We start from the raw sequence: 14048 nt of genomic DNA, 5'->3' as shown, positions 1-14048 counted from the left end.
GGCGTCTCCCCTCTGACCGCGACGCTAGGAGGGTAGCCGCAGCGTGGCGACCGTGCCGCGGCCGAGTTCGCTTTCCAGGTCCAGGCGTCCCCCCACTTCCTGGGCGAAACGGTTGACCATCGGGAGTCCTAGACCGCCGAGGCCGGATACTTTCGTGGTGAAGAACGGGTCGCTTGCACGGCTCAGCACCTCCTTTGTCATGCCGATCCCATTGTCCGAAATGCGCAGCTCGATCTCAGTCGTGGCGTCGTCGCCATGGACGGTCGTGGCGAGGAGCGAAATCGCTCCGCCGTTGGGCATTGCGTCGCGTGCGTTGAGCAGCAGATTCATGAGCGCGCTCTGCAGGTTTACGCGATTGCAGCTAAGGGCTGGGAGCGCGAGGCCGCCTGAGAGCTCGAATACGATGTTGCGCTCCCAGGTTGCCCTGACCAGGGTTTCGATTTCCATGAGACATGCCCAGACATCAACCGGCGCGGCTGCAGCCTGGCCGCCGCGGGCGAGGCGCATCGTCTGCTGGACAAGCATCCCCGCGCGACGGAGGGACGTACACGCGCTGGCGACCACAGGTCTGAGCGATGACCCCCCATCCATGTCGGGACTGCGTGAGATGATGTTCAAAGCCGACGTAGCGATCTGGATGAGATTGCCGAGATCGTGGACGACGCCGAGTATGGCCTCTTCCGGCTGTGCACCTGAATAAATCGCGTCCGGTCGGGCGTTGCCGAGATCGTCGTTGAAGATCTGGGTGTTCGTATCTGTCGGCGACATGCATAGCTCCTCATCTGCTCGAACGACAGACGCGTCGTCCGTGAGCGGACAGAGGCTATGATCCAGGCAGGGCTGTGGTCGATTGGTTCGAGGGCTAAGGCAACCGATACCGCTGTATGGCTCCGGCATTGTCCGGCAGGCAAAAGCGTTCGATATAACGGGTCGCCCGCGAAAGGCGGTATGCACAATTGGATGCATCCGCCTGTCGGACGACGCAAAGCTGCGCGCAGCGCCGCGCGGCGAGCGAAAGCATCTAGTGCTTCATACCAACCTCTTCACTACCAAATCTGCACCGCGGTCCGCGGAAAGCATAGGCTGCCCTGTTCTCAAGTGTAGTCTTCCCTCTCCCTTGACGTGATCGACTACCAACAGCGCTTCAACCTAGAATCCGCGAAATGGCTCGTGACCGACGGGCCCCGAACTCAACAAGGAGGCCATCATGTCGCAGGCAGCATCGAAACCAACCATGACTTTGGAAAATACCTCTCATCCCGACGAGCTGGTTCCGTCGCGCTATGCTGTTCAGATCGGCGAGATCGAGGTGATGGTGGTCAGCGATGGAGTGCTGCCGCTCCCGACCGCGATGTTGGGACACAACGCCGACCCGGCCGTCCGGGCGGCGTGGCTCAAGGACATGTTTCTGCCCCAAGACGCTTTCGACTGGGCGTTGAACGTGGTCGTTGTGCGTAGCGGCCAGCAGACCATCCTCATCGACGCTGGGTTGGGATTGGACCCGGACTTGAACTTGCCGCGGGCCGGGCAGTTGATCAAGCGACTTGCGGCCGCCGGCATCGATCTTGGATCTGTAACCGACGTGGTGCTTACGCATATGCACATGGACCACGTAGGCGGGCTGCTCGTCGAGGGGGTGAAAGAACGGCTGCGTCCGGACCTCCGGGTTCACGTGGCGGCCGCCGAAGTCAAATTCTGGGAGTCGCCCGATTTCTCCCACGTCTCAATGCCGCCGGGCTTCCCCGACGCGCTGCGGGCGACCGCCACGCGGTTCAGTGAAGAGTATCGCAGCCACCTGAGGCTGTTCGACGAGGAGTATGAGGTCGCGCCCGGCGTGGTCGTCACACGCACCGGCGGCCACACCCCTGGGCACAGCGTGGTCCGCGTGGCGTCCGGCAACGACCGGCTGATGTTCGCCGGCGACGCAGTGTTCGCGGTCGGGTTCGAACACCCCGACTGGTTCAATGGTTTCGAACACGACCCCGAGGAAGCGGCCCGCATTCGGGTCCGACTTCTGCGGGAGTTGGCGGAGACTCGCGAACTGCTCGTGGCCACCCATCTTCCATTCCCCTCCGTCGGCCATGTGGCGGTCGATGGCGACGACTTTCGTTGGGTGCCGGTCTTCTGGGACTACTGATCGCTTGGTGGCTCAGTTCGAATTGGACGGCCGCGTGGCCTTTGAACGAAACGGATAGCCGGCAGTAGAGAGGCGATTTGCAATGGACGTATATGAGGCAGTGGCAAGCCGACGGGCGGTGCGCGGATTCAAAGACCAGCCTGTGTCCAGGGAGGCGCTTGAGCGGGTGCTGTCCGCCGCAGCTTGGGCGCCGTCCGGATCGAACATTCAGCCGTGGAACACCTACGTGTTGACCGGCGGGCCGCTGGCCGAGCTCAAAACGGTCGCCGTCGAGCGCGTGGCTCACGGCGACCCCTGGGACGAGCGGCAATACGAGATGTACCCGGCCGCGCTGAAGTCCCCGTATGGGGAGCGCCGATCCGCCTTCGGCAAGGAGCGCTACAGCGCGCTTGGTATTGCGCGCGAGGACTGGGAGGCGCGCCAGCGGGCAGCCATCGCCAACTGGAACTGTTTCGGCGCGCCCGCCGCCTTGTTCTGCTACATCGACCGCGACCTGGGCCGGCCCCAATGGGCCGACGTCGGGATGTATCTGCAGACCGTCATGCTGCTGCTCCGCGACGAAGGGCTTCACAGTTGCACGCAGATGGCGTGGTCCCAGGTTCGCGAGACGGTCGCGGAGGTCCTTTCACCCCCGGAAAGGCTCATCCTCTTCTGCGGCATGTCGATCGGGTACGAGGACCCCACGGTAAGCTACGTCCGTACGGGCCGCGCCCCGCTCAGCGAGACGGTCACGTTCGTCGGCGGCTAGTAACCGACGCCGTCCCGGTCTCAGCGTGGACGCTAGAATTTTCGACCTATGCAAACGCACATCTGATCAACCACGAAGGGACTACGACAATGAACCCAGTTCTAAAAACGCTGTTTGTGACAGCTGCACTCAGCCTCCTTGGCACTTTCGCGGTTGCCGCTGACAACACTGCAAAGGTCACATCGCTCATGAGCAAGGATCTTCCCAACTATCCGGGCAAGGAGGGTCTCATGATATCGGTCGAATATGGGCCGGGCGGTTCCGATCCCATTCACAAACATGACGCAAATGCGTTCGTCTATGTTCTGGAGGGCTCGATCGTGATGCAGGTCAAGGGGGAAAAGGAAGTCACCCTGTCGCCGGGAGAGACCTTTTACGAGGGGGCCTCCGACATTCACCTGATCAGCCGCAACGCGAGCAAGACTAAACCAGCCAAGTTCATCGTCGTACTGCTCAAGAAGAAGGGCGCTCCGGTGGTGTTGCCTGTAAAGTGATGCCCGGCCCGGTCTCCAAGCGCCGATATGCCCGAGACTGAATACAGAACGGAGGGAACGGATCGATGAAAGTAACTGTCATGGGAGCGAGCGGGCGGATCGGAACCAGGCTTGTTGAAAGCCTTCGGCAGGCTGGGGCCGAAGTCGTCCTTGCATCTCCCACTTTCGGAGTGAACAGCGTCACGAGGGAAGGTCTTAGGGCGTCCTTGACGGGAGCTGGCGTCGTCATCGACGTCACCAACGCCGCATCGTTCGGAGACAACTCCGCTCTGGAGTTCTTCAAGACGTCCACCCGAAATCTATTGGCCGCGTCAGCGGACGCTGGCGTCGACCACTATCTCGCCCTCTCAATCGTCGGGACGCCTCGCCTTGTCGAAAGCGACTATTTCCGCGCAAAAATGGTGCAGGAGAACCTGATCAGGGCCGCCCGGCGGCCTTATACTATCCTCCATTCAACGCAATTCTTCGAGTTCATCAGCGGCGTGATCGACATGGCGGCAGATGGCGACGAAATCCGGCTTCCTTCCGCATCCGTGCGGCCCGTAGCCGCCGAGGACGTGGCGGAGGTGCTCACCGAGTTGGCGTTGGGCACCCCGTTGAACGATACGGTGGAACTTGCCGGGCCGGAGCAGTTCGCCTTCGACGAGGTCGCTCGCATGCTCGTCGCAGCAAACGAAGACCCGCGCCGGGTGATCACGGACGACAGCGCGCGATATTATGGCGTCGAATTGAACGACGACACATTGCTGCCGGACAACCTCGCCCACGTTGGCCCCATACGGTTCGTAGACTGGCTGAACCGGTATATGGACAGTTAGGCGAGGTCGCGGCCTTAGCTTCCAGAATGGAGCATCGGCTTTCATCAGCAGGCCCATCAACAGCGAACAAATACCCGTCTACAATCACCGTGAAGGATTGTCGGCAGTCCCACACCTGCCTTCACCACTCGAAGTGAGGGAAACCATGGTTTCATAGCCAGCCCGACGTCTCTGCGGTATCGTTCGTTTGCGCCCGAGCCCAGTGACGATCATCATGCATTGTGTCCAGGGCAGCCTGGATCAGATCCACATTTTCGGTCAGGCACCATGACGCCATCGTGAAGCCGCTCAATGGCGAGATCGAGTGCACGTTACGGATTTCCGGGAGATCGCTATGGGCCAGGAAGTACAAATGTTGCCGCTTCTCATCAGCGTTCTCGGGATAGCTGGAATTGTCGCTTGGCATTTGCAAGGTCCGGGACGCCCGACCGCCCGCCTGATCGTCCAGATCGGCTTCTTTCTGGCCATGACTGCTGTGCTCGCCCGCACGCGCATTGTTCCCTTCCGTTTCGATCCAGGCGATCTCAGCGGCGCGAATGCGTTGTTCGTATCAGCCAAGATCCTTTGGTGGGTCCATTTGTCGTGGGCCGTGATCGGCTTCGTTCGCATCTATATCGTCCTCGACCATCGCCCAAGAGAGGCGAGGCTCATTCAGGACCTGATCGTGGCCGCGGTCTATCTCGGCGTCTTGCTTTCGATCCTGGCTTTCGTATTCGGCGTTCCGATTGGGACTTTGCTGGCCACATCAGGGGTAATTGCAATCATCCTCGGGCTTGCACTTCAGAACACGCTGGGCGACTTGTTCTCGGGCATCGCTTTGACGCTCGGTCGCCCGTATGTCATTGGCGACTGGGTGCTTCTCAGCGACGGCACGGAGGGCAGGGTCGTAGCTTCCAATTGGCGTTCGACGTATCTGCTCACCGGTGCTCACAACATCGTCGTACTGCCAAACGGCGTGCTGGCGAAGCAGGGGCTTACGAACGTCAGCCGACCCGACGAGAACCATCAGATTGCTCTATCCGTCCGCGTGGCGCCGACCGTTATGCCGCGATCGATCGTCGAGGTCATGCATGCCGTTCTCGACAGCTGCAATGTCATCGCAAAGGAGCCGGCACCGACCGTCGGTCTCGTAGGTATCGATGCAAGCGCCGTCACCGTCGAACTCTCATTCCGCGTCTCAAGCCCGGCCCAACGCGGCGCCGCGCGCAACGAAGTCATCGACCTCGTGTACCGACATTGCAAGGCAAGCGGGTTGCACCTGGCGATGCCCCCGGAGAGTCCCGTCGCCGTGGGAGAGGTTTCGCGACATGAGCCAGGTCGCCCGGCGCCGATGGCACAAAGCCTCATCGACGCGATCCCGGTATTCTCCGTCCTCAGCCAGGATGAACGAGATGCACTTGCGGGCTCGGCCACAAAACGCGATTTTAGCGCCGCGGCGGAGATTGTCAGGGAAGGGGAGGCCCTTGGCAGTCTGATGATCGTGAGAGCTGGCATCGTGATCATGAAGAAAGGCGACGACGAGGTCGCACGATTGGCACCCGGAGACTTCTTCGGCGAGGAGGGCTTGCTTGCCGGCAGGAAAGAGAAGCATGGGCTGCAAGCGCTGACACGCGTAACGGTATTCGAAATCGATCAGACTGCGTTCGCACCGCTGTTGCGAGAGCGATCGGAACTTGCTGAAGATCTGGCATTGCACCTGGCCAACCGAGAAGCGATCGGCGAGAACTCGGGGATGCCGACAATCCAGCACGAACGACGAAGGCTAGATCTCCTCGAAAGCATACGATCGATATTCCGGATCCATCGGGAGCACTCGAGGCCTTAATACGTCAGGTCCCCGCCGGTACAGCGAATACTCGCTATACACTGCTGTCACCGGCTGGACGGTATGCGCTCGACGGATCGTCTTGACGCCCGCCTCCGACAGACCTGTGTCATGGAAACGCGAATTCACAAGTCTCGGTGCCATCAGGCCCCCGCAACCAAAATCTTCAAAGACACCCAAAACAAAGCTCCTCCGCGTAACCGTCGAGGAGCTTTTTTGTTTATCCTCCGGGGCAATCTCGACCGCTTCAATTCGCGCAAATGTCCCACCTCGGCAGCCATGTCATTCGATTCCGACCGCTGCGGCACAATCCTCGAATTCGTCGCTCTTCCCGCGACATCGGGCGCGCTATGGCCCTGCCGAACCGCCAAGACCTTGCGTGTCCGCGATACGTGCGAGTGCGGCATCTTCAGGCAGGAGATAAACCTTTTCAATCATCCGATCGAGCAGATCCCGTTCCAGTCGCAAGGCCGGCTTCCGGCATTCCGGCAGGACCGCGTCCAGGTTTTCGATCATAGCGCGCAGCCTCCGCGCGATCTGGAGATTTTCCGTGCCGTAGATCCGGATTTCGCGACAGGTCAGTTGCACGAAATCTTCCCAGTCCGGCGTCGGAAACACCACGCGCAGGTGTCCCTCGGCATCGCGTATGTATTCGTTGCCGAGCTGGCGTCGGCCGACGCTGCGCAGCAGCCGGTGCAGCTGGTCGATCGCAAGCACGGCCGTTGTCGGATCGTTGATCGCCTTCGAAAGGGCTTTGGTGGCGATGTCGACAATCACCCTGAAAGCGAAGGTCGGATCCTGCTCGATGGTCCGCTCGCGCCCGAAAGCGACGGTACGGCGAAGGTCGTGATCGGGGATGTCAGCGGCGCCGCCGTGCAGGCGGAACAGCGGTTGGCGTTGCGATACAAAATCACCGATGCGCGCCGCAAGTTCGATGATGCCGTCCGCCCGTTGCGCCTGGGACGTCAGCTCCTTCACGTCGACTGCGAGGATGATGGCGGAGGAAGCGGGATGTGCGACGATGCGAGCAGGCTCCCCAAGCGGATGGGGTGGCGGCGATCCTCCCTCGTCCGTCGACAGGGGAGCGGGGTAGACGAGGTTCAGCACCTCGAAGCCCTGCTCGGCGACGCGATGAATGATGCTGACCGGTCGAAGCAGCCGGGCCGAGTAGTCGATGAAATAGAGAAAGGCGGCCAGCGACGCCACGCCGAGAATACCTGAAAACCATACGATGAATGAGGGAGCGGACGTGTTCACGCGACTTATCACCCCGATCGCAAAGAGCAGCGTGAAGATAAACAGCCCAACAGTGAAGCGGATGACATTGTCGCGCAGAAGCGTGGTCGCGATGATCCGGGGCGTAAGCTGCCCGCTCGCGATCTGTATGGCCACAAGGAGCGAGCCGAAAGTGAACACAATGAAGGACAGCGCCAGGCTGATGATGGCCTGCATCGCTGCGACCGTGCCTTCGGTACCGAGGGGCCAACGCGGCACCCATGCCGTCCAGTCCTCGAGCGCCAGCGCGGTGCGAAAGATTATCTGTTGGAGAATGAGCGCGAAAAAGGGCACGATCCACAATGATGATCGCAGATAGCTCCTGAGCGCGTAAAGCTTGTTCCAGCTCATTTGATCCTATTGCCCCCCGGATCTCACAGAGCGCACCGGCGCCCTGCAATGCCGTCATCGTCTGCTCGCCAGCGATCCCGTACTCTGCCCGGAAACGCCGTCAGGCCGCCCTACCTGGATGCATCGACGTGGAGGCCACGTTCCTCCTATTCCGCCTCACGAACAATACAGTCCTTTGGTGAACGCCCGATGCCGGCAGCGGACAGTCGGCGCCGAGACCCCGCGGTCGCCTCCTCGGCGCATCGAACGCCTGTGAACCCTCAAGGTCCATCGAGCAAGCGCTGCACCCGCTCGCACGACGCCAGAAGATCACATAGCACGACGAAATCCTTCGGGTCGGTCGGGGCAGGCGCCAGGCCGAACCAGTCCGACGCCTCGGGTCTTGGCGCCCACACCAATCGCTCCTCCAAAAGATAGACGCCGTAGACGACGTCGATGTCCCCGCCGGCGACCAGGTTCAGACCCGGGCGCATTCCATGGGCGGTCAATGCCGCGTTCAGCACGATCGCCACCTCGATCAGCGTGGCTCGATAGCCCGGCCGGCGAATGACCTCCGTTCCGTGCACGCGCTCCAGCCAGGTTGCGCCCAGCTGGACCACGACCAGTGTGCGGTCCACGATGTGACGCAGGTCCTTCTGCGTCATGCTCATGTACTTGGCGGGTTCCAGATGGACATCGACCGCTGCCGAAACCGCTCCGCACCGACTGTGGCCAAGAACGACGAGGGTGCGGAGGCTGTCCTTCAGATGGTCGACCGCATAGCTGAGACTGCCCATGACATCGTCGCCCAAACCGTTGCCGGCGGCCCTGACGACGAAGAGGTCGTTCGGCCCTTCTGAAAAGATGAGTTCCACCGGGACGCGCGCATCGGCACAGCCCACGACCGCAGCGAACGGTTGCTGCTTAGGGGCTGCGCTATGTCCATGAAGGAGACCGACATCATGCGGGTTGATATCGATGCTCAGCCTTGCCGGTTTGGAGAGGGTCACGCGATCAAGAAGGTCGGCGAAGGCGCGGTTTCCGCGCTCGAGCCGCAACCGGGCGGCATTGGCATCCGGCGGCAGCGGCCTGTGAGCAGCGTCAAAGGTGAAGCGGTAGGTCACTTCGGCCAACCAGGTTGGATCTTCCGGGCTTCCGGGCAGCTTGCTTACCATGGTGAAGTCTCCTCCCAACAGCGATCCGCTAGAGTGCTGGTCCGTGACTCTGCTCGAAAATCAAATTTACGCCGCGACGATTGAAGTCGGCCATAGACGAAGAAACGGCAGCGCACGGAAGCCATGGGCAGGCTATCGCGCGGCCGGCGCTTCCTCCACCTCTACCCTTCGCACCACGTCCCGATCGCTATCCGCCATCCATGCATTCAATAGGGTGTAGGCAATGGCCAGAACTGTCGGTCCGATGAAAATTCCCAGGACCCCAAAGGCAATCAGGCCGCCGATGACGCCAGCAAGGATCAGCAGGATAGGCAGATCGGCACCCCTGCGTATCAAGACCGGACGGATGAACTGGTCCATTGTTCCAGCCACGACGGTGAATACCAGCATGACGGTCGCCCATACCGCATCGCCGGAATAATACATCCAAACCACCACCGGCACCATGATCAGGCCGGGGCCGATCTGGATCAAACAGAGGATGAAGATCGCTGCGGTCAGCAACGCGGCGAAGGGTACGCCCACGACCAGGAGACCGAGGCCACCGACGGCGGTCTGGGCCACTGCAGTCACCACGACACCGAGTGCAACGCTGCGGATCGCTTGACCGGCCAGGCGTATAGCCATTTCGCCCCGATCGCCGCCGAGGCGACCGCCGAAACGGACCGCCGTGGCGGCCGCTTTTTCGCCGCCTGTATACATGATGGCTGCAATCGCCGTCGTCAGGAGGAAATGAAGAAGCATCGTGCCCAGACTGCCGGCTGCCGATGCAAACCATTGAGTCAACGCCCCAGCGTAGGGCGCGAGCTTCGGGGCGAACTCCTGCAGCCTGGTCGATGCCAGTTTTGCCCAGGCCTCGGTGGCGCGTGGGCCGACCAACGGCACGTCGGCCAGCCAGGGCGGCGGCTGCGGCAGCTGCATGGACAGGAGCGTGCGAACGAGGCCGCCGAATTCATCGATGTTGGTGACGATAATGCTGACGGCCAGCCAAAATGGCACGATCAGCACGAGCAGCAGGACCAGCGTCATGATGCACGTAGCGAGGCCCCGGCTGCCGCCGACATGGCGTTGCACCCAAAGCATCAGCGGCCAAGTGGCGATGACCAACGTCATGGCCCAGACGATTGCCGGAAGGAACGGCTGCAACACCCAGAAACTTGCGACGAGCAGGCTGCCGATGAACAGCACCGCCAGCGTCCTGCGAGTAAGGTCATCTCGACGATCTTCAACCATTGTTTGTCCCCACACCCGAATGCCTTTTATCACGTTCTCCGCTCGCGCCGGAGCACAATTTGCCGGATGGGCCTGAAGCGAGGCAGCCACCGCCCGGCCGGTCGGAAAGACGAGAGGCGGATGTCGCGGTGTGCACGTTAACGCCGTTTGCCGAGATAGTCGCCTTCAGGCGCGGCCAGCGTCACGGGACACCGCGCGCCAGGAATCGAGCAATACCGCAGACATCCCCAATCCCGACTTGTAGAAATCCAAATCAGCATTTTGGTTCAGGCGTCCAGGCAAATCGTATCCTGTCGGACGGCAGTTTCGACCCCTCGATGAATCCAGAACCTTGTCTTACAATACAAACTGCGACTGGCTCGCTGCACGCGCGCTTTAGAGTTGTGCCCGTGCGGCGCATGGTTGTTGTTCCAGCAAAATAGGCCTATAACTGATATTAAATTAGGAATGTTTAATTCTGTGTCGAGGGGTGCCATGGAACTTGCAGACCTGACATGTCCCGGAGCCAGGCAACCGACCGAGACCGAAATTCGCCAACAGTTGGATCGAATATTTGCGAGCGCGGAGTTTCACTCGCCGCAGCGCGGCAGAGCTTTCCTGCTGTTCATCGTGGATGAGACACTTGCGGGCCGCTCGGAGTTCCTAAAAGCATTCACGATCGCCAACGTTGTCTTTGGCCGAAATGTCTCGTTCGATGCGCAGAACGACCCTGTAGTGCGCATCGAGGCAGGGCGAATGAGAAGGGCTCTGGAGCGCTACTATCTGGTTGTCGGCCGCATGGACCGCGTGGTCATCACCATACCGAAAGGTGGCTACGTGCCGTCGTTCAACTACGCAGAGAGCGTCAAGGTTACGAGCGCTGACCCAGCATTCGATACCGTGCCCGCAAGCGAACGTGGAACAACGGCTCGTCGCCGGCCGCTGGCGCAGCGTATCGGCCGGTCCCGTCCTTGGTGGGTCGGCTGTGGATTGCTGGCGTGTGCCGCACCGTTCGCCTTGGCAGCATTCTTCCACATTCCGCTCACGTCGTCCTTCATCGCGCTGCCAGGCGCGTCTCCTCCGACAGCGATTGCGAACGCGACCCAGCCGACGATCCTTGTCGAGCAATTCCAGAATCTCGCGGGACCAGATGGTGCATCTGACATTGCTGACGGCCTGAGGGACGAAGTCATCGGGCAACTCGTGAAGTTCAAGGATATCGTTGTCATTGCAAATCTGCCGGCAGCGAACAGCGAAACGCAGACCGAGGAACCACGCTACACGCTGCAGGGCAGCGTTCGGCTCGAAGAGAACAAGTACCGCTCGCTTGTTCGTCTTATCCGCAGGACCGACGGAGCGGTTATCTGGGCGAACAACTACGACGGTGACGTGCGTTCGCAGGGTGTGTTTCAACTTCAAGAGGACGTCGCGCAGCGTGTCGCAAGCACGGTGCGCTCGCGGGCTGCGGCGATCGAATGAGCATCAACGCACGCGGTCATAGCGCAACGGGGAACGCCTCCGGCAGGCCACCCAGCGCCAGTCGAGTAACATCGCTATATAATTGTAATTGCATGGTATTATACCGTATTATACCGGAAAAGGCTTGTATCTTACTGCCCTGCTCGCTCGCTCGGGCCTATGATCGGACGCGTGGTCCGTGGAGCAAACGGTGGCAGCCACTCGAGCTAGCACGACCTGCGTCGCGACGGCGATGCAACGATCGTCTGAGGCGTCTCGAGTGCATCGCAAACGACAGCCCCGCCAGGACGCCGGCGGGACTGCAGGATAGATGTTCAATTCTAGTTCTGGCGAAATACTTGGGGGACACATAGTGCCACAGCCACGCTCACGATACAGTGCACCGCATGCTTCGATCTGCTTTCTGATTGCATCGCTCGCATCGGCGGGATCCCTGGCCGGCCAGGAGATGACGAAGCCGAAGCCCGCTGAAACCAACGATAAAAAAGAACAATGGATACCGAAATTGCGGCTCGGGGACGACAATGCCTATCTGGAGTTTTACGGCCAGATCAACAAAGGCGTGCTCGTCTACGACGATGGCGGTTCCACAGACACCTATTTCCCCGTTGACAACGGCAATTCCTCCACTCGTTTCGGCGTTCGCGCCTACAGCCTGACTGACAACAACTGGGCGGTCGGGGCAAATCTTGAATGGGAGTGGACTCCCTATTCAACGACGAACGTGAACCAGCTCAACAAGGGTGACTACGATTGGTCGAGCGACCTCCTGCGGAAGGCGGAAATGTATGTCGATGCGAAGGAATACGGAAAATTCTGGTTCGGCCAGGGCAGCATGGCTTCGGATAGCAGCGCGGAAATCGATTTGTCCGGCACCAGCGTCGTCGGTTATGCCCTTATTTCCGACATGGCAGGCGGACCGTTTTTCCGGCAGGGTGACGGAACGCTCACGTCGATAAAGGTCAAGGATGCCTTTACCGACTACGATGGCGTCGGCCGCAAACTGCGCGTTCGCTATGATACCCCTTCCTTCGGCGGCTTCAGCTTCGCGACGTCGGTGGGAACACAGGTTGTGCCCGAGACAACCAACGTCACGGTGTGGGATATGGCCCTGCGATATGACGAAACGATCGGTGACGTCAAAGTCAGCGGCGCGTTGGCCTTTTCGAGACCGGGTGGGGGCAATTCGATCTACGATGGTTCGATTTCACTGTTGCACCAGCCAACGGGCCTGAGCCTGACACTTGCTGCCGGGTATTCCGACACGGAGAGCGACGATGGTCGCTACGGCTATGCCAAGCTCGGCTATCAGACGGATATTTTCGAAGTCGGAAAGACGGCTTTCGCCGTGGATGCCTATTTTGGAAAAGACATCGAAGGAAAGGGAACAAACAGCGATTCCTTTGGTGTGCAGGTGGTCCAGAATCTCGACTATCTGCAGACGGAACTTTATGTCGGCGCGCGCTCGTATTCGTACGACCAGGAAATCGCGGATATTCAGGACAGCTATGCCGTGCTTGCCGGTGCCAGAGTCAAGTTTTAGCGATATCGCACGCTCGCCGCTCCGGCGTGTTGCGAACCCGTCAACTGAGAATTGGGAGTGAACCTGCCGGGCATGGCAGGGCTCACACCCTATCATTGGAGGATGATAGCATGGCCGAGATTGATTATCGCGAATACGAGCACATGAGCCCGTTCGAAATAAAGGACGGACTGATGAAGCTTGCCAAGCGCAGCTCCCAAAAATCCGCGCATGCGTTGCTGAACGCCGGACGAGGCAATCCGAACTGGATCGCGACAACTCCGCGCGAAGGCTTCTTCCTGTTCGGCCAGTTTGCGTTGTCCGAGTGCCGGCGCTCGATGGACAATCCGGCGGCGGGTCTGGCCGGGATGCCGCAGATGAATGGTATTGCCGCAAGGTTGCAGGCGTGGCTTGCCAAGCATGCCGACGATCCGGGTGCCGGATATCTTTCGAAAATGGTCGAGCATGGCGTCAAGGCATTCGGATTCGACGCCGACGCCTTTGTGTTCGAGCTGACGGATTCGATCATCGGCGACAACTATCCGGTTCCCGACCGCATGCTCGTCCATGCCGAACAGGTAGCGCATCGATATCTCATGTGGGCGATGGGGGCAGACGCGGCCGCTGGCAAATTCGACCTCTACGCAGTTGAAGGCGGCACCGCGGCGATGTGCTATATCTTCAAGTCTTTGATGGCCAATCGGATTCTGAAGAAAGGCGACACGATCGCCATGGGGACTCCGATCTTCACGCCCTATATCGAGATTGCGGAGCTTGAGGACTATGCCTTCAATGCCGTCCACATTCGGGCGACGCAGGAACATCGTTTTCAGTATTCCGACGAAGAACTCAAGAAGCTTGAAGATCCGAAGATCAAGGCATTCTTCATCGTCAATCCCGGCAATCCGACCTCGATGGCGATCGATGCGCCGACGCTGAAGAAGCTTGTCAACCTGGTGAAAACCAAGAGGCCGGATCTCATTCTTCTCACCGACGATGTCTATGGCACCTTCGTTCCAAATTTTCGCTCGCT

The 14048-nt window shown here is 60.1% G+C and carries 11 protein-coding genes and 2 pseudogenes; 8 read left to right on the top strand and 5 right to left on the bottom strand.

Translation table 11 applies throughout. The features are described 5' to 3' along the window. Window positions 1-24 precede the first annotated feature (24 nt). Window positions 25-768 (bottom strand): sensor histidine kinase, encoded by a 744-nt coding sequence (locus ASC97_RS31430; RefSeq protein WP_057472247.1) that lies wholly within the window; start codon window positions 766-768, stop codon window positions 25-27. A 439-nt stretch (window positions 769-1207) separates the two neighbouring features. Between ASC97_RS31430 and ASC97_RS31425 the strand changes: the two genes are divergently transcribed. From ASC97_RS31425 to ASC97_RS31400, 5 genes are all read left to right on the top strand, one after another. Next, window positions 1208-2137, top strand: a complete 930-nt coding sequence (locus ASC97_RS31425; protein WP_057472246.1) for an MBL fold metallo-hydrolase — start codon at window positions 1208-1210, stop codon at window positions 2135-2137. 82 nt (window positions 2138-2219) lie between these two features. Continuing rightward, window positions 2220-2885: a nitroreductase gene (locus ASC97_RS31420; RefSeq protein ID WP_057472245.1), complete on the top strand. Its 666-nt coding sequence runs from the start codon at window positions 2220-2222 to the stop codon at window positions 2883-2885. An 89-nt stretch (window positions 2886-2974) separates the two neighbouring features. Further along, window positions 2975-3379 (top strand): cupin domain-containing protein, encoded by a 405-nt coding sequence (locus ASC97_RS31415; RefSeq protein WP_200959576.1) that lies wholly within the window; start codon window positions 2975-2977, stop codon window positions 3377-3379. Between the two features lie 65 nt (window positions 3380-3444). Next, on the top strand, window positions 3445-4197 hold the full coding sequence (locus ASC97_RS31410) for an SDR family oxidoreductase (protein ID WP_057472244.1): 753 nt from the start codon (window positions 3445-3447) through the stop codon (window positions 4195-4197). Window positions 4198-4549: 352 nt separating this feature from the next. Beyond that, entirely contained in the window at window positions 4550-6022 is a 1473-nt protein-coding gene (locus ASC97_RS31400) for a cyclic nucleotide-binding domain-containing protein (protein WP_057472242.1), read from the top strand. Between the two features lie 3 nt (window positions 6023-6025). Here the strand turns inward: ASC97_RS31400 and ASC97_RS35870 are convergent. The 4 genes and pseudogenes from ASC97_RS35870 to ydiK form a co-directional block, all read right to left on the bottom strand. Then, window positions 6026-6127: pseudogene (locus ASC97_RS35870) on the bottom strand (aldo/keto reductase); the annotation flags it as partial. A 243-nt stretch (window positions 6128-6370) separates the two neighbouring features. Next, window positions 6371-7648, bottom strand: coding sequence for a DUF2254 domain-containing protein (locus tag ASC97_RS31395; protein ID WP_057472241.1), 1278 nt, complete (start codon window positions 7646-7648; stop codon window positions 6371-6373). Between the two features lie 260 nt (window positions 7649-7908). Beyond that, on the bottom strand, window positions 7909-8802 hold the full coding sequence (locus ASC97_RS31390; protein ID WP_057472240.1) for a carbonic anhydrase: 894 nt from the start codon (window positions 8800-8802) through the stop codon (window positions 7909-7911). A 132-nt stretch (window positions 8803-8934) separates the two neighbouring features. After that, the gene (gene ydiK / locus ASC97_RS31385) at window positions 8935-10035 is read right to left on the bottom strand and encodes an AI-2E family transporter YdiK (RefSeq protein ID WP_057472239.1); all 1101 of its coding nucleotides are present in this window, start codon (window positions 10033-10035) and stop codon (window positions 8935-8937) included. Window positions 10036-10509: 474 nt separating this feature from the next. Here ydiK and ASC97_RS31380 point away from each other — a divergent pair, with 474 nt between their 5' ends. From ASC97_RS31380 to ASC97_RS31370, 3 genes and pseudogenes are all read left to right on the top strand, one after another. Further along, window positions 10510-11493: a hypothetical protein gene (locus ASC97_RS31380; protein WP_057472238.1), complete on the top strand. Its 984-nt coding sequence runs from the start codon at window positions 10510-10512 to the stop codon at window positions 11491-11493. Window positions 11494-11803: 310 nt separating this feature from the next. Next, window positions 11804-13036, top strand: a complete 1233-nt coding sequence (locus ASC97_RS31375) for a porin (protein ID WP_082530241.1) — start codon at window positions 11804-11806, stop codon at window positions 13034-13036. Window positions 13037-13146: 110 nt separating this feature from the next. Continuing rightward, window positions 13147-14048: pseudogene (locus tag ASC97_RS31370) on the top strand (bifunctional aspartate transaminase/aspartate 4-decarboxylase); the annotation flags it as partial.

Source organism: Rhizobium sp. Root1203 (assembly GCF_001424945.1).
Lineage (GTDB): Bacteria > Pseudomonadota > Alphaproteobacteria > Rhizobiales > Rhizobiaceae > Rhizobium.
The sequence above is the reverse complement of the archived record's forward strand: the minus strand, read 5'-3'. Positions and strand labels throughout refer to the sequence as shown.

Bases quoted from the DNA above. Each gene is read 5' to 3' on its own strand.
- ASC97_RS31415 (WP_200959576.1), top strand. From the start codon at position 2,975: ATGAACCCAGTTCTAAAAACGCTGTTTGTGACAGCTGCACTCAGCCTC.
- ASC97_RS31420 (WP_057472245.1), top strand. From the start codon at position 2,220: ATGGACGTATATGAGGCAGTGGCAAGCCGACGGGCGGTGCGCGGATTC.
- ASC97_RS31400 (WP_057472242.1), top strand. From the start codon at position 4,550: ATGTTGCCGCTTCTCATCAGCGTTCTCGGGATAGCTGGAATTGTCGCT.
- ASC97_RS31430 (WP_057472247.1), bottom strand. From the start codon at position 768: ATGTCGCCGACAGATACGAACACCCAGATCTTCAACGACGATCTCGGC.
- ASC97_RS31410 (WP_057472244.1), top strand. From the start codon at position 3,445: ATGAAAGTAACTGTCATGGGAGCGAGCGGGCGGATCGGAACCAGGCTT.
- ASC97_RS31395 (WP_057472241.1), bottom strand. From the start codon at position 7,648: ATGAGCTGGAACAAGCTTTACGCGCTCAGGAGCTATCTGCGATCATCA.
- ASC97_RS31375 (WP_082530241.1), top strand. From the start codon at position 11,804: ATGTTCAATTCTAGTTCTGGCGAAATACTTGGGGGACACATAGTGCCA.
- ASC97_RS31425 (WP_057472246.1), top strand. From the start codon at position 1,208: ATGTCGCAGGCAGCATCGAAACCAACCATGACTTTGGAAAATACCTCT.
- ydiK (WP_057472239.1), bottom strand. From the start codon at position 10,035: ATGGTTGAAGATCGTCGAGATGACCTTACTCGCAGGACGCTGGCGGTG.
- ASC97_RS31380 (WP_057472238.1), top strand. From the start codon at position 10,510: ATGGAACTTGCAGACCTGACATGTCCCGGAGCCAGGCAACCGACCGAG.
- ASC97_RS31390 (WP_057472240.1), bottom strand. From the start codon at position 8,802: ATGGTAAGCAAGCTGCCCGGAAGCCCGGAAGATCCAACCTGGTTGGCC.